24 protein-coding genes, 2 tRNA genes and 1 pseudogene are annotated in these 24,931 nt (G+C 70.0%); 11 read left to right on the forward strand and 16 right to left on the reverse strand.

Going from position 1 to position 24,931, the window contains the following annotated elements:
• Positions 1–98: 98 nt before the first annotated feature.
• From ACLQ3B_RS18135 to ACLQ3B_RS18145, 3 genes and pseudogenes are all read right to left on the reverse strand, one after another.
• Positions 99–281: a hypothetical protein gene (locus ACLQ3B_RS18135; RefSeq protein WP_425781909.1), complete on the reverse strand. Its 183-nt coding sequence runs from the start codon at positions 279–281 to the stop codon at positions 99–101.
• Between the two features lie 54 nt (positions 282–335).
• Positions 336–599, reverse strand: coding sequence for a LuxR C-terminal-related transcriptional regulator (locus ACLQ3B_RS18140; protein WP_425781910.1), 264 nt, complete (start codon positions 597–599; stop codon positions 336–338).
• A gap of 363 nt (positions 600–962) precedes the next feature.
• Positions 963–1,232, reverse strand: a pseudogene (locus ACLQ3B_RS18145) (kinase); the annotation flags it as partial.
• A 1,080-nt stretch (positions 1,233–2,312) separates the two neighbouring features.
• On the opposite strand from ACLQ3B_RS18145, the gene ACLQ3B_RS18150 reads away from it, so the two are divergent.
• The 3 genes from ACLQ3B_RS18150 to ACLQ3B_RS18160 all read left to right on the forward strand — a co-directional run bounded on the left by ACLQ3B_RS18150 (position 2,313) and on the right by ACLQ3B_RS18160 (position 7,696).
• Positions 2,313–5,495, forward strand: a complete 3,183-nt coding sequence (locus tag ACLQ3B_RS18150; protein WP_425781911.1) for an FG-GAP-like repeat-containing protein — start codon at positions 2,313–2,315, stop codon at positions 5,493–5,495.
• A 169-nt stretch (positions 5,496–5,664) separates the two neighbouring features.
• The gene (locus ACLQ3B_RS18155) at positions 5,665–6,126 is read left to right on the forward strand and encodes a CHAT domain-containing protein (RefSeq protein ID WP_425781912.1); all 462 of its coding nucleotides are present in this window, start codon (positions 5,665–5,667) and stop codon (positions 6,124–6,126) included.
• A gap of 343 nt (positions 6,127–6,469) precedes the next feature.
• A complete protein-coding gene (locus ACLQ3B_RS18160; RefSeq protein WP_425781913.1) occupies positions 6,470–7,696 on the forward strand; it encodes a helix-turn-helix domain-containing protein in 1,227 nt (408 codons plus the stop codon).
• A 6-nt stretch (positions 7,697–7,702) separates the two neighbouring features.
• Here the strand turns inward: ACLQ3B_RS18160 and ACLQ3B_RS18165 are convergent, their stop codons facing one another.
• A complete protein-coding gene (locus tag ACLQ3B_RS18165; protein WP_425781914.1) occupies positions 7,703–8,383 on the reverse strand; it encodes a YdcF family protein in 681 nt (226 codons plus the stop codon).
• Positions 8,384–8,575: 192 nt separating this feature from the next.
• Here ACLQ3B_RS18165 and ACLQ3B_RS18170 point away from each other — a divergent pair, with 192 nt between their 5' ends.
• Positions 8,576–9,466: a hypothetical protein gene (locus ACLQ3B_RS18170; RefSeq protein ID WP_425781915.1), complete on the forward strand. Its 891-nt coding sequence runs from the start codon at positions 8,576–8,578 to the stop codon at positions 9,464–9,466.
• Here ACLQ3B_RS18170 and ACLQ3B_RS18175 read toward each other — a convergent pair.
• The 3 genes from ACLQ3B_RS18175 to ACLQ3B_RS18185 all read right to left on the reverse strand — a co-directional run bounded on the left by ACLQ3B_RS18175 (position 9,456) and on the right by ACLQ3B_RS18185 (position 10,512).
• Positions 9,456–9,752 carry a DUF4326 domain-containing protein gene (locus ACLQ3B_RS18175; RefSeq protein ID WP_425781916.1) on the reverse strand — a complete coding sequence of 99 codons (297 nt, stop codon included), beginning with the start codon at positions 9,750–9,752 and terminating at the stop codon, positions 9,456–9,458. The two genes, ACLQ3B_RS18170 and ACLQ3B_RS18175, sit on opposite strands and share 11 nt — an antisense overlap.
• Positions 9,753–10,019: 267 nt before the next feature.
• Positions 10,020–10,095 (reverse strand) — tRNA-Lys (locus ACLQ3B_RS18180).
• Between the two features lie 21 nt (positions 10,096–10,116).
• Positions 10,117–10,512: a hypothetical protein gene (locus ACLQ3B_RS18185; RefSeq protein ID WP_425781917.1), complete on the reverse strand. Its 396-nt coding sequence runs from the start codon at positions 10,510–10,512 to the stop codon at positions 10,117–10,119.
• Between ACLQ3B_RS18185 and ACLQ3B_RS18190 the strand changes: the two genes are divergently transcribed.
• Together ACLQ3B_RS18190 and ACLQ3B_RS18195 are read left to right on the forward strand one after the other, a co-directional pair.
• Positions 10,505–11,545, forward strand: coding sequence for an Ig-like domain-containing protein (locus tag ACLQ3B_RS18190; protein ID WP_425781918.1), 1,041 nt, complete (start codon positions 10,505–10,507; stop codon positions 11,543–11,545). The two genes, ACLQ3B_RS18185 and ACLQ3B_RS18190, sit on opposite strands and share 8 nt — an antisense overlap.
• A gap of 248 nt (positions 11,546–11,793) precedes the next feature.
• Positions 11,794–13,080: an Ig-like domain-containing protein gene (locus ACLQ3B_RS18195; RefSeq protein WP_425781919.1), complete on the forward strand. Its 1,287-nt coding sequence runs from the start codon at positions 11,794–11,796 to the stop codon at positions 13,078–13,080.
• Between the two features lie 110 nt (positions 13,081–13,190).
• On the opposite strand, the gene ACLQ3B_RS18200 is transcribed toward ACLQ3B_RS18195, so the two are convergent.
• Positions 13,191–13,266, reverse strand: a tRNA-His gene (locus ACLQ3B_RS18200).
• A 112-nt stretch (positions 13,267–13,378) separates the two neighbouring features.
• On the reverse strand, positions 13,379–13,969 hold the full coding sequence (gene orn / locus ACLQ3B_RS18205; protein ID WP_425781920.1) for an oligoribonuclease: 591 nt from the start codon (positions 13,967–13,969) through the stop codon (positions 13,379–13,381).
• A 72-nt stretch (positions 13,970–14,041) separates the two neighbouring features.
• Here orn and ACLQ3B_RS18210 point away from each other — a divergent pair, with 72 nt between their 5' ends.
• Positions 14,042–15,325: a glycosyltransferase family 87 protein gene (locus ACLQ3B_RS18210; RefSeq protein ID WP_425781921.1), complete on the forward strand. Its 1,284-nt coding sequence runs from the start codon at positions 14,042–14,044 to the stop codon at positions 15,323–15,325.
• Positions 15,326–15,431: 106 nt separating this feature from the next.
• Here ACLQ3B_RS18210 and ACLQ3B_RS18215 read toward each other — a convergent pair whose 3' ends face one another.
• The 3 genes from ACLQ3B_RS18215 to ACLQ3B_RS18225 all read right to left on the reverse strand — a co-directional run bounded on the left by ACLQ3B_RS18215 (position 15,432) and on the right by ACLQ3B_RS18225 (position 19,027).
• Complete coding sequence (locus tag ACLQ3B_RS18215) at positions 15,432–16,457, reverse strand: hypothetical protein (protein WP_425782141.1); 1,026 nt, start codon at positions 16,455–16,457, stop codon at positions 15,432–15,434.
• A gap of 150 nt (positions 16,458–16,607) precedes the next feature.
• Complete coding sequence (locus ACLQ3B_RS18220) at positions 16,608–17,342, reverse strand: YcnI family protein (protein WP_425781922.1); 735 nt, start codon at positions 17,340–17,342, stop codon at positions 16,608–16,610.
• Positions 17,343–17,359: 17 nt separating this feature from the next.
• Positions 17,360–19,027 carry a copper resistance CopC/CopD family protein gene (locus ACLQ3B_RS18225; RefSeq protein ID WP_425781923.1) on the reverse strand — a complete coding sequence of 556 codons (1,668 nt, stop codon included), beginning with the start codon at positions 19,025–19,027 and terminating at the stop codon, positions 17,360–17,362.
• 172 nt (positions 19,028–19,199) lie between these two features.
• Here ACLQ3B_RS18225 and ACLQ3B_RS18230 point away from each other — a divergent pair, with 172 nt between their 5' ends.
• The 4 genes from ACLQ3B_RS18230 to ACLQ3B_RS18245 are packed head-to-tail and all read left to right on the forward strand — an operon-like array spanning position 19,200 to position 22,165.
• Positions 19,200–19,790 carry a sigma-70 family RNA polymerase sigma factor gene (locus tag ACLQ3B_RS18230; protein WP_425781924.1) on the forward strand — a complete coding sequence of 197 codons (591 nt, stop codon included), beginning with the start codon at positions 19,200–19,202 and terminating at the stop codon, positions 19,788–19,790.
• 32 nt (positions 19,791–19,822) lie between these two features.
• A complete protein-coding gene (locus ACLQ3B_RS18235; RefSeq protein ID WP_425781925.1) occupies positions 19,823–20,347 on the forward strand; it encodes a MauE/DoxX family redox-associated membrane protein in 525 nt (174 codons plus the stop codon).
• Positions 20,340–21,056 carry a DsbA family protein gene (locus ACLQ3B_RS18240; RefSeq protein WP_425781926.1) on the forward strand — a complete coding sequence of 239 codons (717 nt, stop codon included), beginning with the start codon at positions 20,340–20,342 and terminating at the stop codon, positions 21,054–21,056. The genes ACLQ3B_RS18235 and ACLQ3B_RS18240 overlap by 8 nt, the downstream gene beginning before the upstream one ends.
• Positions 21,053–22,165: a hypothetical protein gene (locus ACLQ3B_RS18245; RefSeq protein ID WP_425781927.1), complete on the forward strand. Its 1,113-nt coding sequence runs from the start codon at positions 21,053–21,055 to the stop codon at positions 22,163–22,165. Before ACLQ3B_RS18240 ends, ACLQ3B_RS18245 begins: the two co-directional genes overlap by 4 nt.
• Here ACLQ3B_RS18245 and ACLQ3B_RS18250 read toward each other — a convergent pair.
• Genes ACLQ3B_RS18250 through ACLQ3B_RS18265 form a run of 4 tightly spaced genes read right to left on the reverse strand, consistent with a single transcriptional unit; the run spans position 22,149 to position 24,830 of the window.
• Positions 22,149–22,907 carry an energy-coupling factor ABC transporter ATP-binding protein gene (locus tag ACLQ3B_RS18250; RefSeq protein WP_425781928.1) on the reverse strand — a complete coding sequence of 253 codons (759 nt, stop codon included), beginning with the start codon at positions 22,905–22,907 and terminating at the stop codon, positions 22,149–22,151. The genes ACLQ3B_RS18245 and ACLQ3B_RS18250 overlap by 17 nt on opposite strands.
• On the reverse strand, positions 22,904–23,674 hold the full coding sequence (cbiQ, locus tag ACLQ3B_RS18255; RefSeq protein WP_425781929.1) for a cobalt ECF transporter T component CbiQ: 771 nt from the start codon (positions 23,672–23,674) through the stop codon (positions 22,904–22,906). The genes ACLQ3B_RS18250 and cbiQ overlap by 4 nt, the downstream gene beginning before the upstream one ends.
• 14 nt (positions 23,675–23,688) lie before the next feature.
• On the reverse strand, positions 23,689–24,117 hold the full coding sequence (locus ACLQ3B_RS18260; RefSeq protein ID WP_425781930.1) for a PDGLE domain-containing protein: 429 nt from the start codon (positions 24,115–24,117) through the stop codon (positions 23,689–23,691).
• Positions 24,114–24,830, reverse strand: a complete 717-nt coding sequence (locus ACLQ3B_RS18265) for an energy-coupling factor ABC transporter permease (protein WP_425781931.1) — start codon at positions 24,828–24,830, stop codon at positions 24,114–24,116. The genes ACLQ3B_RS18260 and ACLQ3B_RS18265 overlap by 4 nt, the downstream gene beginning before the upstream one ends.
• Positions 24,831–24,931: the final 101 nt, after the last annotated feature.

The following is a 24,931-nucleotide window of genomic DNA, read 5'->3' on the forward strand; positions in this document are numbered from 1 at the left end:
TCGCCGACAGTTCGCTCGTCGCTCGACTGCTCCGATAGCCTGCTCCCGGGGGGGGTGCTGCCATGTCTAAGCCTCATGGCAGCACCCCTCGTCGCAGGTCAGTCGTCGCGCGCCGCGCAGCCCACGGTGCAGGAGAGGAGGGTGCACAGGCAGGAGAAGTTTGAGCAGATCGGCGTCCGAGTACAGGCGAGCCGGGTCACGATGCTCGTGATCGAGGCTTGCGCATGCGGAGCTTCGCTGTTGGGTCGGACGACCTGGGCGTCGAGGTCGAATGCGCTCATGCTTAGGTCCCTTCTCTTCACGAGGCCCCACCTCGTGGTGGCGGCCTTCTCCAATCAGCGTGCCGCAGCGCCCGAGGCTTCGTAATTGTCACTTCCGACAGTCTGGGATTCAGCCCTGTCATGGATGAACACGTAGGCCGCCAGACATACCTGCATGCGTGAGTCAAGGCCGAGCTTCATCATTATTTTGGCGAGATGCGCCCGAACGGTCCGCTCGGTGATGAACAACTGATCGGCGATCACCTGATTCTGCTCACCCTCCGCCAACAGCGTGAAGACCTGCATCTCGCGGTCGGTGAGGGTGGCAGTCTTGGACAACGCGCCAACCCATCTGCAACACGCGAACTTGTCTACTGAACCCATTTTTCCCCCGTAATCGACAGTGTGGCCCACGATAGCGACAGCAACACCCGAGCGGGGACCCCAACCGGCGGCCGGTGTCCGCTGCGGTAGGTCCTAGGGATGCCATTCCGCGGGAGGGCCACGTTGCGGTGGGTGTGGTCGAGCATCGATACGCAATGAGCTACCGAATCATGCAGAGGTGGCATATTCGACTGTTCGAGGCTGCTGACCTTGTTCGGAACAGACCCGGACGCCGGGTTCTGACCGGTACTGCGATGCTTTTCGTTCGCCGGAACTGACCTCGATTGCCGCGAGACACCGGGAGCCGGCCTGGCTGCCCTACCGGGACGGAACGCTCGGAGGAAAGTCGTCGTCGCGTCCGGTCTGGCATAGCCCGGCGGCAACGGCGACGGCCTCGACGGCGTCGACCAGGGTGGTGGTCTCCGGTAGGACGAGTTCGCCTGGCCAGCCCAGGACGTCATGGGCGGCGTACCAGCCGCTCATGTGCTCGGCGGTGAACTCACCGGCCTGCGGGCGCGTGAGGTGCCGGCGCAGGGTCTCGGGCAGGGACACGTCGAGATAGCAGAACAGCGACCGGCCGCGGTTACCAACCGTCACTCCGCCGAGCTTGTCATCGCTAGTCATGTTACTGCGTTGAGCTGCGCAAACGCCGTCTAGCGTTGATCGGGGCTTGTCACTGGTAGTCAACACTTGGGAAGGGTTTTCGGGGGGTAAACGGGGGCACCTTGCCCGGTGCCATCAGTGAACGGATGCTGGCGCAGGTTGGTGCCCTGGGCTAGCGACAAACCTGCACGGCTTGACCGTGACGCTGCCTGGATTGAGCTGCGCCGATGCGTGCGTTGACCTGGTGTCGAGCTGCCAAGGTGGTTGCAGGTTGGCGGTTCCAAACGGTGCTTCGTGCGCTGACGGCCGGCCCGTTGCCAGCGCTCGCACCACGCCCTGGGCACGTTGGGTGGGTGGTCTGTCATGGCGGTGGACGTGTTGTCTTGAGGTCTCGGGTCGACGGTCGGTGCTCGTTAGACGGAACAGCCCAGGGCGCGGGATCGCCGCGATCTGAATGAACGTAGCGGCAAGTTGGATGCCCTGGGCATGTGGCGGGGATGCCGTAGCCGCCGGCGGCGTTGGCCGGTTACCGGGAGGCAGAGCTCGGTCTTCCAACACGACCTCGTGCGCACCTGCAGGTCTGACAAGATTTCGCCGACGTCGCGCAGAGCCGGGTAAGTCCGCTCGCGCATCCATCACTCCCAGGCCGTGACATCAGATGGCACACCCTGAGGGATGCCGCCGACAGGGGTTGTCCCGCCGGCTTCGTGATGTCGATCGGACGCGCCCGCGGCAAACTGAGGATCCCCGCCGTGTTTTCGTCGCGCGGTCATTGCCGGATCGCGCAGCAGGGCCAGAAACATTCTGGCTGTCTCGGGGATGAGTGTGCCCTATAGCAGCGAAGCTGGCACGTAACTCAATCGATGGTCTTCGTTAATCAAAGCATGCTGTGATCGCTCCGAGCGGACTTGCGCGGTGGACAGCACCGTTGCCTGCCTGCCTGCCCGCCCACCACCCGCGTTCTTACGAGACCTCGGCGGCCTCCCGGGCGGCACCAACGACGGAGGACCTGTGAGAAGAAGCGGCGACCTGCGGCCCCGGCCGAAATCCGCTGTGTTGGCCCGCGTGCGGATCAGTACCGCGATGATCGTGGTGGCAGCCCTGATCGGCGGCGGGCTGGCGGCACCGGCCCAGGCCGTTCCGGACCGGGCGCCGGCCACGCTGCCCGCCCAGGTTCCGATGGGCCCACTCGGCAGCATGACCGTCGAGGCCGCGGACGATGACATCATCTTCACCCTGGACCTGGGGGAGACGGTCGATGTCGCCCGGGTACGCGAGGCGGCTTCGGAATTCCAAGGCCGCGGCCCGGCGTTCGGGTCGACATTCCAGGCGGAGACCCAGGCGAATCCGCCCGGTGCCACGTACCCGGGTATGGACACGTGGCCCGACTTCGACGGCACGATCAGCGTGACGGAGGCCGAACTGTCTCTCACGGTCACCAGGCCGGAGGTCCAGACCGATGCCGGCTGGCTGGCACAGATTCTCGCCACCGGCGCCGGCGTCACAGCGCTGATCGTTTCGCGGGCGCTCTGCGTCGGGGCACTGGTGGCCATCACCAGCCCGGCCGTGCTTCCCGTCGCGAAGCCCGTCTGCGCCTTCGTGGGCACGTTCCTGGGCAACCTCACCCGCGGCGGCATCCTGATCGCGGTGGACGGCGGCACGCTCGATGGCAGCGTCTGGGGACATCTGATCGTCGCGGGAATCATCCAGGCCGCCGGTGCGGCCGCGTGGGAATCCGGCATCGGACTCTGGGCCGAGAAGTCCCTGCCCGGCATCCTCATCTGGGCCGGGAACGGCACCATCGCGCTGGCCGCGAAGGTGGGCCGTTGGTTCGCGTCTTTCCGGCCCGCGCTGATCCGGGCAGGGACCTGGCTCAGAGAGCACGTGACCGATGTTCGCAGGGCCGTCGACGAGGTCGGCATGGCCGATGTGCCGCTGAGGGTCATGCCGCTGGGCGACTCGATCACGTACGGCGTGAGCAGTTCGACCGGGTCGGGATACCGCTCGGATCTCCACAGCGCTTTGACCGCTCAGGGCGGGCGGGTCGAGTTCGTCGGCTCGCAGCGCTCCGGCCCGGCACCGAACGCCAACGAGGGGCACTCCGGCTGGCGCATCGCGGACATCGCCGGCATCGCGGACTCCGTGCTGAGCACTTACCGGCCCAATGTGGTGCTGCTGCACATCGGCACCAACGACATGCACCAGAACGGCGAACCAGCCGGCGCCCCGGGCCGGCTCGGCAGCCTGATCGACCAGATCTTCCGGGCGGTGCCACAGGTGACGTTGTTGGTCTCGACCATCGTCCCGTCCGGCAACTCGGCCACCCAGGCCCGGATCGCCGCCTTCAACCAGGCGGTGCCCGGCCTGGTGGCGACGAGGCGGGCGGACGGCAAACACGTGTATCTGGTCAGCATGAGCGCGGTGACCACATCCGACCTGGCCGACGGAATTCATCCCAACGACGCCGGCTACCGGAAGATGAGCGCGGCGTTCTACCGCGGTGTTCTCGCCGTGGCCGACGCCGGCTGGATCGTGGCACCCGGCGCCGTGACCCCGACAGCCGCCCCGGTCCGGGCGTGGAACTCGCAAGGCGTGATAGCGCCCGGCACGATGAGCCGCGATTCCTACCCGGGCAGCCTGTCGCTCGGCAGCGGCGACAAGGTCCTGTTCGGCGATGTCGACGGTGACGGCCGAGACGACTACCTCGTCAGCCACTCCGACGGCTCGGTGAACGTGTGGCTCAACGGCGGCGCCGGCCTGGACGGCACGATCGCCTGGATCGGACACGGTTCCAGCGGCTTCCCGTACGCTCCGGGCTTCCTGTGGCAGACCGCCGATATGAACGTCGACGGCCGGGCCGACCTGGTGCAGATCAACCCCAACACCGGCTCCCTGGGCCTGTATGTCAACGGCGGCACCGACTCGCAAGGCCGGTACATCTGGAACTCGGCAGGGCAGATCGTCCCCAGTCTCGATGCTCCCGGCAGCCAGGTCCGCTTGGCCGACATCAACGATGACGGCCGGCCCGACTACCTCTGGGTCCGGCCGGACAGCTCGGTGCTCGCCTGGCTCATCGGCCGGACGGGGGCGGGGGTATGGGGCTGGTTCAAGCAAGGCGAGATCGCCGCCGGCGTCAGCTCTCCGGGCAACCAGATCCGCTTCGCCGACCTCAACGGTGACGGCAAGGCCGACTACCTCGACATCGGGCCGGACAGTTCGATACGGGCCTGGCTCAACGGAGCGACGGACACGGACTTTCATATCGTCCCGCCCAACCTGAGATGGTCCTCGCAAGGGGTGGTGGCCCCCGGCGTCGGTTCCCCCGGCAGCCAGATCCAGCTCGCCGACCTGGACGGCGACCGCAAGGCGGACTATCTCGACGTCGACCCGGTCACCGGCGGCATCCGGATGTGGAAGAACTCCGGCGCGGCCCCCGGCGGCGGGTGGCAATGGGCCTCGCGGGGCTCGGTCGCCACCGGCAACCACGCCCGGGTCGTGTACGCCGACCTCAACGGCGATCGCCGGGTGGACTATCTGGAGGTCAGCGCGGACAGCTCGGTCAAGGCCTGGCTGAACGGCGGCTCCCAGGGCAACGGCGCCTGGGCGTGGAACTTCGTCGGCACGGTCGCCACCGGTGTCGGCGTGCCCGGCAGCAATGTGCGGTTCGCCGACATCAGCGGGGACGGCAAGGCCGACTACCTGGCCGTCGACGCCGACAGCTCGGTCGAGGGGTGGATCAACGGCGGGCCGGGCAACGGTGGTGGTTGGGTCTTCAACTCGCAGGGCATCGTGGCCACCGGCGTCGGGTCCCCGGGCGGCCAGATCCGTTTCGCCGACGTCAACGGGGACGGCAAGGCCGACTACCTCGATGTGGCGCCGGACAGCTCGGTCGAAGCCTGGCTGAGCGTCGGCGCATCCAGCGGCGGCGGTTGGCGGTGGACCTCGATCGACACGGTCGCCGTCGGCGTCCACGTGGCTGGCACCAGCGTGCGGTTCGCGCCGCTCTACGGGACGGCACGGGCCGACTACATCGCCCTCGGTGACAACGGCACCATCGACGTCTGGCAGAACGGTGGTCGTAACGGCAACGGCAACTGGCTGTGGCTGAACGGCGGCAAGGTCGCCGGCGGTGTCGGCAGCCCCGGCAACCAGATCCAGCTCGCCGACATCAACGGCGACGGCCGGGCCGACTATCTCGACGTCAACCCTGCCACCGGCGCCACGCGAGCCTGGACCAACGCCAGCTGACAACAGGAAACGCCCGGCGGCTCGTTGCGAGCCGCCGGGCGTTCTCGTCGGTGGGGCTGGAGCGACTGGAGATCACCGGCCTGCTCGGTTGGCTTTACGACGCGGTGATGGGCCCGGTGCTCGACCGCCTGTCCGCGCCCGATGGGACCGAGGCCGTACGACTGTGGCTGTGTCCCGGCGGCATGCTCGGACAGTTTCCCTGCACGCGGCAGGACACGTACGGGCCTCCGGCACCGAGCCGGTCCGAACGGTTCTCGATCGAGCGGTCGTCTCGTACACGCCGACCGCACGCGCGTTGCGCCATGCGCGCTCACGTACGGCGAGCGGACGGCTGGTGGACCGGGCGCTCATCGTCGCGATGCCCACCACCCCGGGCGCACGCGAACTGCCGTTCGCCGCGCAGGAGGCCCAGCTCGTCGCCGGCAGCTTCGCAGAGCACACCATTCTCTCGGACGGGACCGCCTCCGGCCGGGCTGTGCACGAGGTGCTCGCCGCCTGCGACGTGGCGGATTTCGCGTGTCACGGTGTCGTCGACACGCTGCGCCCGTCACAGAGCCGGCTTCTACTGGCCGACCACCTCAGCGATCCATTCACCGTCGCCCGGGTCCTCCACCCCCACCAGGAACGATGAGCGGCGGGCTCGCCGGGGGAATGGCGAGCCCGCCGCCGCATCACGGCGGCTGGGAGCAGGCCGCCGATCACCCACCCACGCAGCCCTCATGGCGGTACGCAGGCGGGGAGAACACCGAGACAGTTCGTTCCAGGACGGGCCGAGCCAGCGGCCCAAGCCGTGGAGTGGCGCGCCGTCCATCGATCCCTCCATCTGCAGCTCCCTGTTAGTCATCCCGACACCGGCATCGACACGCGCCGGTGACCTGGGGTGAACTGAACGTAGGGGCGGTCCGTACGGAGGACCGGGAAAATCCGTACCGGGTCCGGCGGCCTTCAGCGGGCAGGGTGATGGTGTGCGAGGGATGACGGACGACATGACCATCGGCCAGCGCGTCGCCTTCTACCGGCGTCGACGAGGCCTCTCCCAGGAGGTGCTAGCCGGTCTGGTCGGCAAGACCCAGGAGTGGTTACGCAAGGTCGAGACGAACCGGGCCGACCTCGACCGGCTGTCGGTCATACGCGCGATCGCCAAAGCCCTCGACGTATCCCTCGGCGATCTGATCGGTGCACCGAGCCTGTTCGAGTGGTCGGACGACTCAGGGCGCGAGACCATCCCGGCCTTGCGGGCCGCACTTCACGACTATCGTCACCTCGCGCCGACGCTGGCCAGCACGGGGGACGTCGAGGCCCCCGCCCTGCGCGAGATCGAGAACGACGTCGCCGAAATCTGGACCGCCTACCAGCACTCGCGATACGGCACCCTCGCCCGCCGGCTGCCCTACCTCATCCACGACTGCCTCACCGCCACCGAGGCGTACGACGGAGACGATGGCCAGCGCGCGCACGCGATGACCGCCTACGCCCACCAGCTGGCCGCGTTGTTCCTCACCAAGCTCGGCGAAGGTGACCTCGCGTGGACCGCCGCCAGCCGTGGGCTGGCCGCCGCCAACGCCAGCCACGACCACGTCGTCATCGGCTCGCTCAGCCGCTCCGCCGCGCACTCGCTGGCGTCCATCGGCGAATATGCGCAGGCTCGTGGCCTCGCCGCCACGGCGGCGCAGTTCCTGGAACCACGGCTCGCCAAACCCACTCCGCAGCTGCTGTCGGTCTACGGCAGCCTGCACCTCGTCTGCGCGCTGGCCGCCGCCCGAGACGACGACCGCGCCTCCGCCGACACCCACATCGCCGAGGCCGATGCCGCCGCACGGCGGCTCGGCGCCGATGGCAACCACGTCTGGACCGCCTTCGGGCCGACCAACGTGTCGATCCACAAGACGACCGTGGCGATGGAACTCGGCGACGTGCAGCGCGCCATCGCCATCGGCGCCACACTCGACACCAGCACCGTGCCCGTCGAGCGGCAGGTTCGGCACGCCATCGAAACCGCCCGGGCCCTTGCCCGGCGGAACCGCATCGACGACGCGCTCACGGCGCTCCTGGAGGCCGAGGTCATCGGCCCCGACCAGGTGCGCTACCACCAACTCTCCCGCGACCTCGTCCGCGACATCCTCACCCGCCCCCGGCCACCCCGACTGGCCGTCAAACTCAGCGACCGGATGGGCGTCCGGTCGGGAGGGCCGCGCTGGTAGCCGGGCTCAAATTAGTCGGCTCGTGTAGCCAGCCGCCACCAGGCGCTCGAACGCCGTCCGCACCTCGTCCGGAATCTCCTGCGGGATCGCGAACCCGCGCCCCGCGTACACCTCGATCCGCTGCGTGTCGCCCACCAGCATGTCCACCACCCGCCGCGGATCACCGATGCTGCTCACGTAGTCGTCCAGTTCGAGTGGGTTCGACGCGCAGACCACATCGATTTCCGGCCACATCAGCCTGCAGGTGGCGTAGGCCCGACGCTGTTGGTAGGGCCGCGACATGATCAGCACCGACTTCACCGGGATCCGGTGTTCGGTCAGGAGCTGACGCGAGTACTCCAGGTTCTGGGCGGTGTTCGTGGCACGCGGCTCCACGAGAATCGCTTCCGCGGATACACCCTGCTCGATGGCGTACTCGCGGTAGTGCACTGCTTCTCCACGCGGGAACCGCTCGACGGTCGTTGGGGCGTTCGCGCCGGTGAACACGATCCTTGGGAACAGGCCCTCGTGAAACAAGCGCGTCGCGATGACGGCCACGCCGAGATCGTGACTGCCCAACCCAATCCCCACGTCGCACGGGCGCAACTCGTGGCGCATGTCGTGGTAGCGCCACAGCGTCTCCACATCGGCCCGAATCGCGTCAGGGATCGCCTCGGCAGATGCCGCTGCATGCCGGTTCATCAGCACCTACCAGGTCCGGTCCGCGCTGGTTCCCTCATGCCGCCAGCGTAGGGCTAGCAGGGCAGCACGCCGCCGCTGACTCCCAGCACCACGCCGCTGGCTGAGAGGCCAACCCTGACCCCTGCCGACTGGTGCCAGATCCGCTCAAATGTGAGACCGTCTATGTAACTAAAAGTGCCTAGGCGGCTGCGTATAGCGATGTGGGTGGTTCCGTTGGAACAGCTTCCGTTGTGGGGACCGAGCACCGACGAAAATCCAAGACTGAAGCCAGTCCTGGCACGACCAGCGACACTCCGCCTCCTGATCACAGTGAAGGCGGCACCCAACCCCTCCGCGCGGTACGGCGAGACGGTCTGCGTCGGGGCACTGGGCATGGACCCGCCCTGGACGGGTTGGATTCGCCTCTACCCGGTCCACTATCGAGACCTCGACGACGACGGCAAGTTCCACAAGTACGACATCATCCACGTCGACGCACTGCCAGCCAGTCAGGACCAGCGGCGCGAGAGCTGGAAGCCGATCGTGGACACCATCACCACCGAGCGGCACATCGCCAGCCGACAGTCGCGTCGAAACCTCCTCGATCCGCTCGTCGAAGACTCCATGTGCTGGCTCAACAAACAGGCCCGCGACGACCGGAGCGCACGATCGATCGCGCTGATTCGCGTGGCCGACATCTCGTCTCTTCAGGTCAAGCGCCATCCCGGCTGGTCGGCGGAAGATCGCAAGAAGATCGCTGGCTACCTCAACCAGCTCGACCTACTGGAACCGGCCAAGCGCAGCCCGCTTCAAGCACCACGCTTCACTGGTGCCTACCGCTATCGCTGCGCAGACCGTCAATGCCGCGGTCACCAACAGACACTCTGGGACTGGGAGTTCGTCGCCCTACAACGTCGTCTAGACCAGCTCACCGACGCGGAGGCCGCGGAACAGCTGAGAAACAAGTTCCTCACCCAGCTCTGCGCCGCCGACCGCGACGTCGCCTTCTACGTAGGCAACCAAGCGGCAAGACCGCAGTCCTTCAGCATTGGCGGTGTCTACGCACCGAGACGGCCCACCTCGCGATACCGATTGCACCTCAACCGATGATGTCGGCCAGCACGTCGGCATGGCACGAATCCTCGACGCGGCACCAGCACGCCAACTGCTTCCCCGTGAGCTCCCGCCGCGCCCGGTCAACAAGGGCCGGCTGCCCCACAAGCCACTGCCGATAGAGACGTAACGCCTCCGCCCGATCATGCTTCCGCAGGCTGAACGGATTGGCCCAGGGAGAACGCCGCAGCCCGAACCCCTGCCGCCCCACATACACGGCTCCGGGCGGCACCATCGGGTGATAGAGATCCCCCTGCACGCGAACCCGCAGCTGTCCCCCCACACCACCAGCGTAATCGCCAACGACTGGATGCTCGAAGAAGCGCGGCGGACGCCTCGGCGGTCGGATGCGCCAATGCCCTGACGCCCTGTACCGGATGGCCACCTCACAAATGACGATGAGCGCGGGCATCCACGAAACAACGACGTGTCCCGGCAACGCCGGCCCGGTCCAACGGCTCCCGAGCACCCAGCGAGCGACCGCCCACCACCGAAGCACACGAAAAAGGCCCTGCCCCAGTGTGAACCACCAGGTCAGGGCCTTGATCGTTGGTGCGCCGCCAGGGACTCGAACCCCGAACCCGCGGATTAAGAGTCCGCTGCTCTGCCAGTTGAGCTAGCGGCGCTCGTCGGCAACGGAGAGAACATTAGCACCCCTGGAACGTGGGCTCCAATTCGGTTACCCGGGTCCCCCCTTCGGTCGAGCTTTGCCGGCAAAAAGCCCCAAACCGACCACCGTCGCCAAGATCGGGGCGTGAGTTGCGGCGGTGATGCGGCACGATGTCCGCCAGGTACGCGAGAACAGAGGTGGGCATGGCACGGTTCACGCGAGCCGGGGCGGTGGTGGGCGCCCTGACTCTGGCGGCGTCGCTGGCACTGACCGGATGCGGCGGCGACGAGAAGAAGCCGGAGTTCGTTGGCGGGGCGTCCTCGGACGCGAGCGCCGCCCCTGGCTCAGCCGCACCTTCGACGCCGAGCACACCGAGCGGGCCGCCGCTCACGTTGAGCCCGGCGAACGGCACGAAGAACAGGCCGGTGAGCACGGAGATCAGCGCGAAGCTCCCGGACGGCGGGAAGGTGTCCGCGGTGACCCTGACGGCGGACGGCGGCGGCTCGATCCAGGGCAAGCTACGTACCGATGGTTCGTCCTGGGTGCCGTCCACCCCGTTGAAGTGGGGCACCCGCTACACGGCCACGGTGACGGCGAGCGCGTCGGACGGCACGGGCAGTCAGGGCACCAGCAGCTTCACCACGATGGCCAAGCCGAAGTCGACAATCGGGTCGGGCCTGTACCTCTTCGACGACAAGAGTTACGGGGTGGCCATGCCGGTGGTCACCGAGTTCCACCCGGGCATTCCGAAGAAGGACCGGGCGGCGGTCCAGAAGCGGATGTTCGTCCAGACCGACCCGCCGCAGCCGGGCGCGTGGCACTGGGTCAGCAACGGCACGCAGGCCTACTACCGGGCCCCGGAGTACTGGAAGCCGGGCACGACCATCACGGTGCGGATCGCGTTGGCGGGGGTGCCGCTGAGCAACGGCAAGTATGGCGACATCGACCGCAAGGCCACCGCGAAGATCGGCCGGTCGTTCGAGATGAAGGTCGACAACGCCAACAAGAAGATGACGGTTTACGAGAACGGCACGGCGGTGCGCACCATTCCGGTGAGCCTGGGCAAGAAGAGCACGCCGTCGTCGAGCGGCACGCTTGTCGTGATGGAGAAGAAGGAAGCCACGGTCTTCGACACCCGCGACGATCCGGACCCGGCCAACCGCTACGTGACCGACATCCAGTTCGCCCAGCGGCTCACCTGGGGTGGCGAGTACATCCACGCCGCGCCCTGGTCGGAGCACGTGCAGGGGCGGCAGAACGTCTCGCACGGCTGCGTGAACGTGTCGATGGCGAACGCCAGGTGGTTGTTCGACAAGACCCGGATCGGTGATCCGATCACGATCAAGGGCACCGAGCGCAGGATCGCCGCCGGCAACGGTTGGACGGCGTGGAGCCTGAGCTGGTCGGAGTTCATCAAGGGCAGCGCGTTGCCGGTGCCCAGTGGTGGAGCCGGCCCGGCGGTCTGAGCCGTCGGCTCGTTGCGCCGGCCCTGCCGTTGGCGGGGCCGGCGTACTCTTGCACTCCCGCCGTGCGATGACGGCGCGGCGACCCCCGCAATCCCGGCACGAAGACGAACCAGGCTCACGAAACGCCGGATAGTAGCAGAATTCGGGCACTATTGATGGCGTGTTTCGGTTCACCCTCGGCAACCGGGGCCGGCTCTGGCGCGTCAGTAGGAGACGATGGGGCAGCGACCACGACTGTGAGGGAATTCATGCGAGCTAGCCAGGACCAGCTGATCAGGCCCGGTGGGCGACGCCGCGTGCTCGCGGCGGGACTTCTCGCCGTGGCGTTGGCCTTCACCTCCGCCTGCACCGATGACGGCGGTAAGCCGTCCTCGTGGCACGGCGGTGGCGAGAACCCGGCGCCGAAGGCCGCGGCGACGATCAGTGAGCCGGCGGCCGACGCCAAGGACGTGCCGGCGTCCACAGGCATCACCTTCACCACGAAGGACGCCACGGAGACCACGGTCGAGCTGAAGGACGCCGCCGGCAAGGCGGTCGAGGGCGCCGTCGCCAAGGACGGCAAGTCCTGGCTGCCGACCGGCGCGCTGGCGTACGGCACGAGCTACACGGCGACCGTGACCGCCACCGGCGACGACGGGCGTCCGGCCACCGCGACCAGCACCTTCACCACCATGGCCAAGCCCGGCAATCAGGTACGCGTGAGCAGCTTCCTCGGCGACAACCAGGTGGTCGGTGTGGGGATGCCGCTGATCGTGAAGTTCAGTCGGGGCATCCCGGAGGACTACCGCGACGACGTGCAGCGCCGGATGACTGTCACCTCGACGCCGGTCCAGGCGGGGATCTGGCACTGGGTCAGCCCCACCGAGATCCGGTACCGGCCGAAGGAGTTCTGGAAGCCCAACAGCAAGGTCTCCTACCGGGTGCAGGCGGGCGGCCTGCCGATGGGTGAGGGCTGGTACGGCCGCGCCGACCTCTCGGTGGACGTCAAGATCGGCGCGTCGGTGGTCATGACTGTCGACAACAAGACCAAGCGGATGACGGTGACCCGCAACGGCGCCGTGGTCAAGACCATCCCGGTCAGCCTGGGCAAGAAGAGCACCCCGTCGTCCAGCGGCACGATGGTCGTGATCGAGAAGTTGCGCAAGACGGTCTTCGACACGTTCGAGGAGCTGGGCCCGGAGGACGGCTACCGCACCAAGATTGACTTCGCGCAGCGCCTCACCTGGGGCGGGGAGTTCATCCACGCGGCACCCTGGTCCGAAGGCCAGCAGGGCACCACGAACGTGTCGCACGGCTGCGTGAACGTGTCGATGGCCAACGGCGACTGGCTCTTCAAGAACACCCAGATCGGCGACCCGATCACGGTCAAGGGCACCGAACGCAAGCTGCAGAACGGCAACGGCTGGACCGACTGGAACATGAGCTGGGACGAGTACGTCAAGGGCAGCGCCCTCCCGTACGAGCCTCCGGCCGACCCGGACGCCACGCCGACCCCGGACGGGACTGTCACCCCGTCCCCCACGCCGACCGCCTGAGCCGAACGACGAAAGCCCCCTCCTCGGAGGGGGCTTTCGCGTGGGCCCCTGTCTCGCCCCCACAACGACTCAGGCCCCCTCCGAAGAGGGGGCCTGAGTGGTGAAACCAGTGGGGTGACTGATGGGAATTGAACCCACGACAACCGGGACCACAACCCGGTGCTCTGCCAACTGAGCTACAGCCACCATGCCGCCGTCGCCCGGTCGATCGCTCCGGGCGGGGTGCGGACCAATAATAGCCACACCACGGCGCGCCTCGTCCAGCGGGTTCCCTGCTGCCCGCGAGGAGTTGCCGCGGTCAGAGTTCGGCGGCGATCGCCTTGGCGGTCTCGACATCCGGGCCGGGCAGCGGAACGAAGATGGTGCGCCGGTAGTACTCCAACTCCCGGATGCTCTCCCGGATGTCGGCAAGCGCCCGGTGCGCGAGGCCCTTCTGCGGCTGGCCGAAGTACACACGGGGGTACCAGCGACGGCAGAGTTCCTTGATCGACGAGACGTCGATCATCCGATAGTGCAGGTGCGCGTCGAGGCGGGGCATGTCCCGGGCGATGAAGCCCCGGTCGGTGGCGATCGAGTTGCCGCACAGCGGAGCCGTACGCGGATCCTTCACGAAGGTGCGGACGTAATCCAGGACCAGGTCTTCGGCCTCGGCGAGGGTGACCACCGAACGGCGGACCTCCTCGGTGAGGCCGGACTTGGCGTGCATGGTCTGCACGATCTCCGGCATCCCCTCCAGTGCCGCCTCGTCGGCGTGGATAACCACGTCGACACCGTCACCCAGCACGTTGAGGTCGGGATCGGTGACCAGTGCCGCAACCTCGATCAGTTTGTCCCTGCCGAGGTCCAACCCAGTCATCTCACAGTCGATCCAGACGAGGAGATCAGCCACCGGGACAGCCTACGCGCAGCCCACGCCCCGCGGCTGCGCGCTCTCGGCGGACCGGCCCGCTAGGGTTTCGGGGTGCCAGCAGAACCCGTCGCACCGCCCGCCGTCACCGAAGACGATCCCGGCGGCCGTACGGTCCGTCGCCTGGTCGCGGTGGTGGCCCTCGTCGCTGTGCTGCCAGCGCTCTACCTGCCCGGCCTCGTGCACAACTTCTTCGATCTCAAGATCTACATGTCCGCGATGGACTGGTGGCGCGTCGGTCACCCGCTCTACGACTACGTTCAACCCGACCGGGTGCAGGGCGAGCTGTACTTCACCTACCCGCCGTTCAGCGCGCTGCTGCTGTGGCCGTTCGGTCTGCTGCGGCTCGGCGCCACCGTGGCGATCTTCACGGCGCTCACCGTGCTGGCCGTCGTGCTGACCACCAGGTGGCTGGTGGTGCCGGTGATCGCCCGACACGCCCTGCCCCGAACGTTCACCCTGGTCGCCGCCGTGCTGCTGGTGCTGGCTGTGGAGAGCATCCGCGAGACGATCACCTTCGGGCAGATCAACATGCTGCTGGTCGTGCTGATCCTGGCCGATCTGCTCTTCGCGGTGCCGCAGGCGCGACGCTGGGCCGGGGTGGGTGTGGGGCTGGCGACGGCGCTCAAGCTCTTTCCCGGCATCTTCATCGTGTATTTGCTGGCCACCCGGCGGTGGCGGGCCGCGGCGGTGGCGAGCGCGACCGCGGCGGCGGCGACCCTGCTCGCGGCGGCGATCGCCCCCCGCGACTCGTGGCGGTTCTGGACGCACGAGCTGTGGACCACCGAGCGGGTGGGACGCACCGACATCGTCGGCAACCAGTCGCTGTTCGGTCTGCTCAGCCGGTTCACCGAGCCGGAGAAGCCGGACCGGCTGCTCTGGCTGCTGGTGGTCGCCGTGGTCGCCGCCTACGGGCTGTGGCGCGCCGCCCGCGCGGCGCGGGCGGGTGACCCGTTGACGGGCCTGACGTTGACCGGGTTGGTCGGTTCCCTGGCGAGCCCGATCACCTGGACCCACCACATCTACTGGTTCGTGCCCGCGGTGGTGCTGCTCGCCGACGCGGCGCTGAGCGCCGACCGCCCCGACGAGGCACGCCGACGTCGGTGGCTGGGCGGGCTCGCGCTGGGCATCACCGCCGTGACCATCTACGGCGTGGTGACGTTCCAGGCCTGGGGCGCGGAACCGGTCCGCACTCACGACCCGGTGGACTTCGTCGTGCAGAACACCTACGTGCTGCTCAGTCTGCTGCTGTTGGCGGCGTTGCCGGTGCGTCCGAAGCTCGGTGTGGAAAATCGCACCAATTGGACAGACCTCCCGAGTAGCCACATTCGGGGCTAACCTGTCCTCATCTACCTCAAGCGTCGCTCGGGTAGCACCGATCCCCCGGTGAGAGTGGCCCTCCGCGTCGGCAGCGTGGAGGGCCACTCGCCGTTCCACCGCGCCGTCACCCGGCAGGGTCGCCACCGGCCGGGCCGCCGCCAACCGGTGGGACCGCCACCGGCCGGTCGGTGGGCTCGTCCGGGTCGGCCGGCGGCCAGGCGAGACTCAGCCTCACCTCGGGTGGGTGGGGCAGCCGGACCGGCTCGCCCAGGTCGGCGAGGGTGGCCGCGCGCGCGGCGCCGATCGCCGGCCGGGGAGGTTCCGCGGCTCCGGCGCCGACCGGGGCGAGTTGTCGCACCGGCAACGGCGGGGTCGAGTCGGGTTGCCGGGGGCGGCCCAGGCCACTCAGCGAGGTGACCCCGAGGCGGCCGGCGAGCACCGGAACCTGGTCCGGCTCGACCACGAAGATCACTTCGCGCGGGCGCAGCTGTCGCAGCAGGAGCAGCACCGCGCACGCCACCAGCAGCACGCCGACGGTCAGCAGACCCCAGGTGGCCGGACCGGTCCACCCGGCCCGCAACTCCGCGCGCAGGTCCAGGGCCAGGTCGGCACCGCCGTCGGGGCGCATCACCACAAGGCTCATGGGTTCGCCGGCGAGGTCGTCCGCGCTCCACTCCAGCGAGCCGATCCCCTCGCGTACCCAGAAGGGCCGGCCCAGCGGCGTGACCGGCTCGTCGGCCGTCGCGGCGCCCGGGTTGGCGGTGGCCGGTCCGGCCGGATCGAGCCGGACCGGCAGCGGGCCCCGGGCCAGCGCCACCCGCCGGACCGTGGCGTGCGGCACCGCCGCCAGCCAGCCACGCACCTCGGCGGTGGGCGCCAACCCGACGAAGGCCGGGCCGCCCGTGGTGCGGGCGTCCAGTCGAAGCCGCGTCTGCGCGGTACGCGCGAAGGGCGCCTCCTGGCGCAGCAACCTGTCGAGGTCGGTGATCACGACCGCGTGACCGGACGTGCGGACCGTTTCGAAGCGGGCGGCGAAGGCCCCGCCGGGGTCGGCGTGTCGGGTCACCAGCCACAACCCGCCGCCGGCGAACAGCGCCGGAATCCCCACGACCAACAGCAGCACCCCGGCGATCACCCGCACGAACCGCATCCGCACCGCCCCCCTCCGTAGCCAAACACCCGGCCGACCTTACCGACGTACACCGTCTGATCAGGGGATATCCACGGCACGGCCGGTACCGGCTGCGGAAAGCGCACTGGCCCGCCGGTTGATCCGGCGGGCCAGCGGGTGAGGCAGGGGTCAGGCCTTGGCGACCGGCTCCCGGCGGCTACGCGCGAACGCCAGCCCGCCCAGCACCAGGCCGGCCAGACCGGCGACGAGACCGGCCACACCGAGGCCGACCGCGAGCCCGTTGCCGTCCTCGTCGTCATCGTCGGGCGCCGCGACGGCGGCTGCGGAGGCCGGTGCGGCCGAACCCTCCGGCGCTGCGGCGGCCAGGGTGAGCACCGGGGCCGGGTGCTCCGGCTCCTCGGCACCCGGCGCCGGCTCGTCGATCCACCGCGAGATGTTGCCGTCCGAGTAGGTCTGGAGGACCTTGAAGACCATCGAGTCGACCTTCGGCAGCGGCCCCAGCGAGACGGGGAACTCCTGGAACTGACCAGGCTTCACCGCCGCGTCACCGGAGGCCGTCCAGGTGATCTTGGAAACCGCTTCGGTGAGCTGACTGCCGTGCACCTCGATCGGCGGGTCCACCTTGCGCTTCTCCGTGGCGACCGTCCAGCCGGGCACCGGCATCGTCGACACCGAGCCGACCGGGGCGTTCTCCGGCAACACCACCTCCAGCTTGGTGGTGGAGGCGCTGTCGCTCTCGTTGGGCACCCGGAACGCCACGCGGGCGTAGCCGCCCTGGGTCGCCTCCTTCGGGTTCACCGTGACGTGCGCGGACGCCGGTCCGGCGAAGCCGAGCACAGCGGTGGCGGCGGCGGTGAACGCCAGGGCGGCAGCGGCGGTAGCGGTACGCCGGAATCGGCTCATGGGTTTCGCGAACCTCTCTAACGGACGGGCACGGTGGCGGTCACCGTGGCCTGGTCGATGTCGGTCGTGCGGGCGGTGATCTTCAGTTGCCACTCGCCGGCGGTCGGCAGGCTGATGTCGCCGTAGGCGTGACTGTCCGTCAACCGCAGCAACGGCACCTCGATCGGCTCGATCCCGGCCGAGGGCAGCGCGGCGGTGGCCTTCCACTCCGCGACCAGCAGTGGCTGGTTGTTCTTGTCGTACGCGTACAGGTGCACCGAGTTGTTGCCCCGCTCGGCCGGGCTCACCTCGACCTCCACCGACAGGAGTGGGCTGGACAGCCTGGTGCTGAAGAGGCCGGCCTCGGCACCGGCGGACGGGCCGGCCGCGGCGGTGCGGGCGGGCGTGGTCTGCACGAGCGTCGCGGACACAGCCAGCACCACCACGGTGACGGCCAACTCCGCCAGGACCGCCCGGCGCACCGGTGCCGGGCGCTGCGCCGCGACCCGGCTGCGCACCAACTGCCGGGAGTACGCGGCCACGCCGATGACGAGCGCGAACAGACCGATCTTGGCGAGCAGTAGACGCCCGTACGTGGTGTCGAAGAGCGCCCGCGGGGTGGCCACCTCGATCAACGCCTGGACGGTGCCGGCCAGCAGCAGCGCCGAGACCGCGAGCGCCGCCCAGCGCGACCAGATCGGCAGGATCGCGCCCAACTCCCGTTCGTCGGCCTGCCGCAGCAGGAAGACGGCGAGCATGAGCAGGCCGCCCAGCCAGACGGCCATGCTGCCCAGGTGGACCGCGTCGACCATCACCGAGACCGCCGGCGCCGGGGAGGCCGCCGGGTGCCCGGCCAGCGGCCAGGTCAGCAGGGCGGCGCCGCCGAGCACCGCCAGGATGGTCGCGTCCGCCCGGCCGGCGGGCCGGGTCAGCAGCGGGCGGAGCAGGAAGACGGACGCGGCCAGCAGGCCGAGCCGGATCAGGTGGGCGGCGCCGAAGGTGCTGCCGAAGACACTGCCGAACCCCTCGCCGGTGACGTCGAAGAGACCACCACCGGCGGTGTAGGGCACCTGCAACCACAGGTCGGCGAGGGTGGCGACGGCCACCAGACCGAGGCCGGCCCAGGCCAGCCGGGTCGGCCCCCGCCGGGAGAGCCGTCGTGGCCAGAGCGCGGCGAGCACCAGCACCGGCCCCACCAGCAGCACCAGGCCGGCGTAGCCGAGGAAACGGGCCACCTTCACCGCCGTCTCGACCACCGGGTTGGCGCGGCTGTCCGTGCCGGAGTCGACGGGTGGGGTCGAGGGCGCGCCGACCGAGTAGGTGAACGCCCCGGAGACCGGGTGGCTGTCGGCGGAGATCACCCGGAAGCTGACCAGGTAGGTGCCGCGCGCGCCGGCCGGATCCACCGGGATGGTCACGACCCCGCCGCTGAACGACGGTTCGCCCCGGTTGGCCCGGGACCCGTCCGGCGCGATGACCCGGATCTTGTCGGGCACCTTGCGGACCGACTCGCTGAACGTGAGGACCACCTCGGACGGCCCGCTCGGCACGATGGACGCGGCGGCCGGACTGCTGCTCTCCAGCACCGCGTGGGCGCTGGCGGAGGTGGCCGGCGCGATCAACAAGGCGACGACGGTGACCAGGAGGCCGGCGGCTGCGGCCAGCCGGGCAGCCCAACGGCGGGGGGCGACAGTCATGCCGGACATGGTCGCCGATAGGTGTCCCCTTCGGCGACCCGAGGGGGGTGGGCGCGTCGGTGGTCGCACGTCATGAACTGGTAGTCGGCCCGGGGCGGGGAAAAGTTCCCGACGTGGCGCAGACCATCCAAGGGGCGAACGACCCGGACGCGCCGCCGGCTGCCGCGTAACCTGGTGTGTCGTGATCCCTGTCCCGCGTGACTCCGGTGCCGCCCATCCGGCCGCCCCGGTCGACGAGGTCGCCCGGGACCCGGCAACCGACTGGGCGCTTACCGCCCGCGACGGTGACCCCACCGCCCAGGCGGCGTTCGTTCGGCTGACCCAGGCCGAGGTCTGGCGGTTCGCCGCCGCCCTGGTCGACCCGGACAGCGCCGACGACCTGACCCAGGAAACCTACCTGCGGGCGTTTCGGGCCCTGCCCGCGTTCGAGGGTCGCTCCAGCGCCCGCACCTGGCTGCTCGGCATCGCCCGGCGGGCCTGCGCCGACCACCTGCGCACGGTCATCAGGCGTCGGCGGCTCGACGAGCGCCTGGCGGCGAACGCGTACACCGACCGACCGCACCCGGACCCGGCCGGCCAGCTCGGCGCCGCCGACCTGGTCCGCCGCCTCGGCCCCGAGCGGCGCTCCGCGTTCGTGCTCACCCAACTGCTCGGCCTGTCGTACGCCGAGGCCGCCGCCGTCGAAGGGGTGCCGGTGGGCACCATCCGGTCCCGGGTCGCCCGGGCACGTGACGACCTGGTCGAGGCGGTCGGCGACGCCCTGACCGGCTGAACGCGGAACTTCCGGCGCGGACGGGACGACAAATGAACGTGACAGCACCTTCCACCCGAGGCGGCCGTTGGCCTGTGGCCCGCCCCTGGCTCGGCGTCGCGGCCCGACTCGGCCTCGCCGCCGTCTGGCTGGTCGCCGGCGCGTCGAAGGTCAGCGACCTCGCCGCCTCCGGGCGGGCGGTCAACGCCTACCAGGTGCTGCCGTACGACGTGGCGACAGTTGTCGGGGCGGCCCTGCCCTTCGTCGAGCTGGCGTTGGGCGTGCTGCTGCTGCTCGGGCTGGCCACCCGGCTCGTCGCCGGGGTCTCCGCCGCGCTGCTGGTGGTCTTCATCGCGGGGATCGCCTCGGCCTGGGCGCGTGGGCTGGCCATCGACTGCGGCTGCTTCGGCAGCGGCGGGCAGCTGGCCGCGGGGCAGGCACCCAGTTATCTCCCGGAGATCCTCCGAGACCTGGGATTCTTGGTTCTGGCCGGGTTTCTGCTGATCTGGCCGCGTACGCCGGTATCGGTGGACGGGTGGTTGTCCGGCGAACCCGTTGTGGAGGACGAGGATGAGTAGTCGCAAGGGGCAGCGGGACGCCGCCCGGGTGGTCCGCGAGCAGTTGGCCCGTGAGCGGCGTCGCCGCCGCACGATCTGGGTCTCCGCCGCAGCGGTCGTCGTCCTGGTCATCGCCGGAGTCGTCGGCTGGGCCGTCTGGTCCAACCAGCGCTCCGACGACTTCACCACCCCACCCGGCGCCAACGCGGCCGGCACCGGCATCGTCACCGGCGGCGGCCCGGTCACCGTCGACGTCTACGAGGACTTCCTCTGCCCGATCTGCAGGCAGTTCGAGCAGAGCAGCGGGTCGACACTCGAACAGTTGGTGACCGAGAACAAGGCGACCGTGGTCTACCACCCCGTCGCGTTCCTGAACCGCTTCTCCACCACCGACTACTCCACCCGCTCCTCGGCCGCCTCCGGCTGCGCCGCGGCGGGCGGCAAGTACCACGAGTACGCCAAGGCGCTCTTCGCCCAGCAGCCGCCGGAGGGCAGCGCCGGGCTCACCGACGACAAGCTCATCGACATCGGCACCAGCGTGGGCCTCGACCGGGGCTCCTTCGGCAGCTGCGTGAAGGACGACACGTACCGGGCGTGGACCGAACACGTCACCGAGGACGCCAGCCGGAGCAACGTCACCGGCACGCCCACCGTCAAGATCAACGGCCAGCCCCTGGAAAACCCCACCCCGGACGCTCTCACCGCAGCCGTGGCGGCGGCCGGCAAGTGATCCGTACCCTGGTGGGCCGCGCCGGCCTGGTCGCCGCCGCGGCCGGCCTGGTGACCCTGATCAGCGCGGCGCCCGCCGCCGCGCACGGCACGGACGCACCGGACGGCACCGACTACCGCACCCGGACCACAGGCGTCGCACCGGCGCGGCCAGGGCTTGAGGTACGCGTCATCGAGGCCGGCGCCCGACTGGAGCTGACCAACAACACCGGCCGCGCCATCGAGGTCATCGGCTACTCCGGTGAGCCGTACCTACGCGTCGGCCCGGACGGGGTCTTCGAGAACAGCCACTCCCCCGCCACGTACCTGAACCGCACCATCACCGGCGACACCGCGCTCCCGGCCGAGGCGGACCCGGCCGCCGCACCGTCGTGGCGGCGGATCGCCGACGGCACCACCGCGCGGTGGCACGACCAACGCGCCCTGTGGCAGGAGTCGACGCCACCGGCCCCGGTACGCGCCGCACCGGACCGCGAGCACCGGGTCCGAGACTGGACGATCCCGCTGCGCGACGGCACCGACCCGGTGGTGATCGGCGGCACCCTCGACTGGGTGCCACCGCCGGACGCGTACACCTGGTGGGCGGTGACCATCGTGGGGCTGCTCGCGGTGGGCGCGCTCGGCCTGCTCGCCGCCACCGCACCGGCCGGCGCCCGCGCGCTGTCCGCGCTGGGCGTGTTGCTGATCGTCGGCGGCGCGCTGGCCGTCGCGTACCCGGTGGGACGGGAACTGGACGCCGGCGCCCAGGGCGTGGGTCGGGTGCTGCTCGGGCTGCTGTCCGGGCAGATCTGGTCCCTGCTCACCGGCCTCGGCGCGATCGCCGCCGGCTGGTACGCGCTGAGCCGCCGCCCGGCCGCCGACTTCGTTGTCGCGCTTTCCGGGGCCTGCCTGGCGCTCTTCGCCGGAGCGGCGAACGCCGCCGTCTTCGCCCGCTCCATCGCCCCGGTGCCCTGGTCGCCCACGACCGCCCGCGTGCTGGTGGCGCTCTTCCTGATCACCGGCGCCGGCGCGACAGCCGCCGGCGTCCTGCGCCTGCACGCCACCTCCCGCACCACCGCGGCGGCACCTCGGGTCGAGGCCGCCGAGAGTGGGTCTACGGCTGCGGGGTGAAGCCGTAGGGGAGTTCCAGGCGGTGCTTTGCCAGCAGGGGGGCGTCGCTCAGCAGACTGCGGGTGGGGGCGTCGGCGACGATCCGGCCGTTGTCCAGGATCACCGAGCGCTCGCACAGCTCCGCCGCGTACGGCAAATCGTGCGTGACCATCAGCAGGGTCACCGGCAGGCCGCGCAGGATCTCGGCGAGCTCACGACGGGCCGCCGGGTCCAGGTTCGACGACGGCTCGTCGAGCACCAGGATCTCCGGGTGCATGGCGAGCACGGTGGCCACCGCCACCCGGCGGCGCTGCCCGAACGACAGGTGCTGTGGGGTCCGGTTCCGGTGCTCACTCATCCCCACCGCGGCGAGCGCCTCGTCCACCCGGGCGGCCAGCTCGGCCCCGCGCAGACCCAGGTTCGCCGGCCCGAACGCCACGTCCTCCGCCACCGTGGGCAGGAACAACTGGTCGTCCGGGTCCTGGAAGACGATGCCCACCCGGCGACGCACCTCGGCCAGCGTGCCCCGATCCGGCGTGACCGTCAGCCCACCGACGCTCACGCTCCCCTCGGTCGGGGTGAGGATGCCGTTGAGGTGCAGCACAAGTGTGGTCTTGCCGGCGCCGTTGGGCCCGAGCAACGCCACCCGGTCGCCACGCGGCACGTTCAGGTCGACCCCCTGCAGGGCGACGTGCCCGTCCGGGTACGCGTAACGAACGCCCCGAACGTCCAGCGAGACAGCGGTCTGCACGACACCGATCATGACAGCACGACGGCGGTGGCGGCGATGGAGGCCGCCAACACCGGCACGGTCGCCGCGACCAGCCACTGACCGGCGCTCGCCGCGCCCTCGCCCTGCCACACCGCGGGCATCCGCCCGGTGTAACCCCGGGACAGCATCGCCAGATAGACCCGCTCGCCGCGCTCGAAGGCGCGCAGGAACAACGCCCCGATCCCGGCGGCGAAGCCGCGCAGCTGCCAGAGGAAGCGCGGGTCGTCGCCCCGGGAGATCCGGGCCACCCGCATCCGCCGTGCCTCGCCGACCAGCACGTCGAGGTAGCGCAGCATGAACGTGGCGATCTGGGTGAGCACCTGCGGGCAGTGCAGCCGGTCCAGCCCCACGATCAGGTCCCGGGTGGTGGTGGTCGCGGCGAGCAGCAGCGAGGCGAGCACCCCCAGGGTGCCCTTGGCCAGGATGTTCCAGGCGCCGTGCAGCCCGTCCTCGGACAGCCGCAGGCCCAGCACCTCGACCCGGTCGCCGCTACCGAGGAACGGCAGGGCCACGGCGAACAGCACGAACGGCAGCTCGATCAACGCTCGGCTGAGCAACCACCGTGGTCCCACCCGGGCCAGCGCCGCCACCGCCGCCACCAGCACGGCGTACGCGCCGAAGGCCCAGAACGCCTCGCGTGGGGTGGCCACCACGGCGATGGTGAAGACCACCATCGCCACGATCTTGACCTCGGGCGGGAGCCGGTGCACCGGCGAGTCCGACTCGCGGTACAGCACGTGCCCGTGACCGGCTCCCATTCGCGTACCCCCGCTCAGCTGGCCGTGCCGGCGCGCGCCGCCGCAGCGTCACCCTCGGCGGGCGTGGCACCCTCGGCGGACGTCGTCGCGTCACCGTCGGTCGGCGTGCTGCCTCGACGGCGCAGCAGCCAGAACCCGCCGGCCCCGATCGCGAAGGTGACAAGCACGCCGAGCACCCCGGAGAGGCCGGTGGAGACGAAGCTGTTCCGCACGCCCCGTACCCCGTAGTCGGCGAGCGGGCTGTCGGCCAACTCGTGGTCGCGGGCCTGCTGGGCCGGGCAACTCCCCCCGACGATGTTGTCGTCGGCGTCGACGGTGCAGCCCTTCAGCAGGGACGAGTCCAGCCCATCCGGGTGCGACGAGGCGTAGTTGCTCACCACACCGGCGAGCAGCAGGGCGACCAGCAGGCCGCCGGCCAGGAAGGCCCAGGAACGGTTCTTCATCGGACACCTCCGGTGACCGGGACGGCGGGGGCGGTGGGCGTGCGCAGGGAACGCAGCGCGTACACCAGGTCGGGGCGCACCTTCGCGACGGTGAGCACCGTGGTCGCGGTGATCAGGCCCTCGCCGATGCCGATCAGCAGGTGGACGCCGGCCATCGTGCCGGCCAGGCCACCCAGGTTGCTGCCCAGGTCGGTGGTGCCACCCAGCCAGTACTCCAGGACGAAGCCCTGCGACGCCACCACCACGCTGAGCGTCGCGGCGACGAACGCGGTCACGGCCAGACCGGCCCGCGTCCGGGGCAGCACCCGCAACAGCAGCGCGATCAGCGCGTACGCCGCCGCGGTGCCGAGCAGCGCCATGTTCGTGATGTTGAGGCCGAGCATCGCCACGCCGCCGTCACCGAAGATCAGTGCCTGCACGACAAGCACCACTGCCACGCAGAGCGCTCCGACCCAGGGGCCGACCAGCATGGCGGCGAGCGCGCCACCGAGCAGGTGGCCACTGACACCGGCGGTGAAGATCGGGAAGTTGAGCATCTGGACGGCGAAGATGAACGCCGCCACCAGGCCGGCCATCGGGGCCAACCGGTCGTCCAGGTCGCGCCGGCCGCGCAGAACGCAGGCGGTGAGCGCGGCAAGAGCGAGCGCAGCGAAGATCGCTGCCACGGGACCGTCGATGATCCCGTTCGAGATGTGCATCGCCAGTGTCTCCACGCGACCTCCCACGCGTCAGCGGGCCCGACCGGGCCGGCGTGGGTCAGCCTATTTCCCAAGCATCGTTGTTGCCAGACTCTGGCAACAACGGATGGCCTTGA

The organism is Micromonospora sp. DT53 (assembly GCF_049841535.1).
GTDB lineage: Bacteria > Actinomycetota > Actinomycetes > Mycobacteriales > Micromonosporaceae > Micromonospora.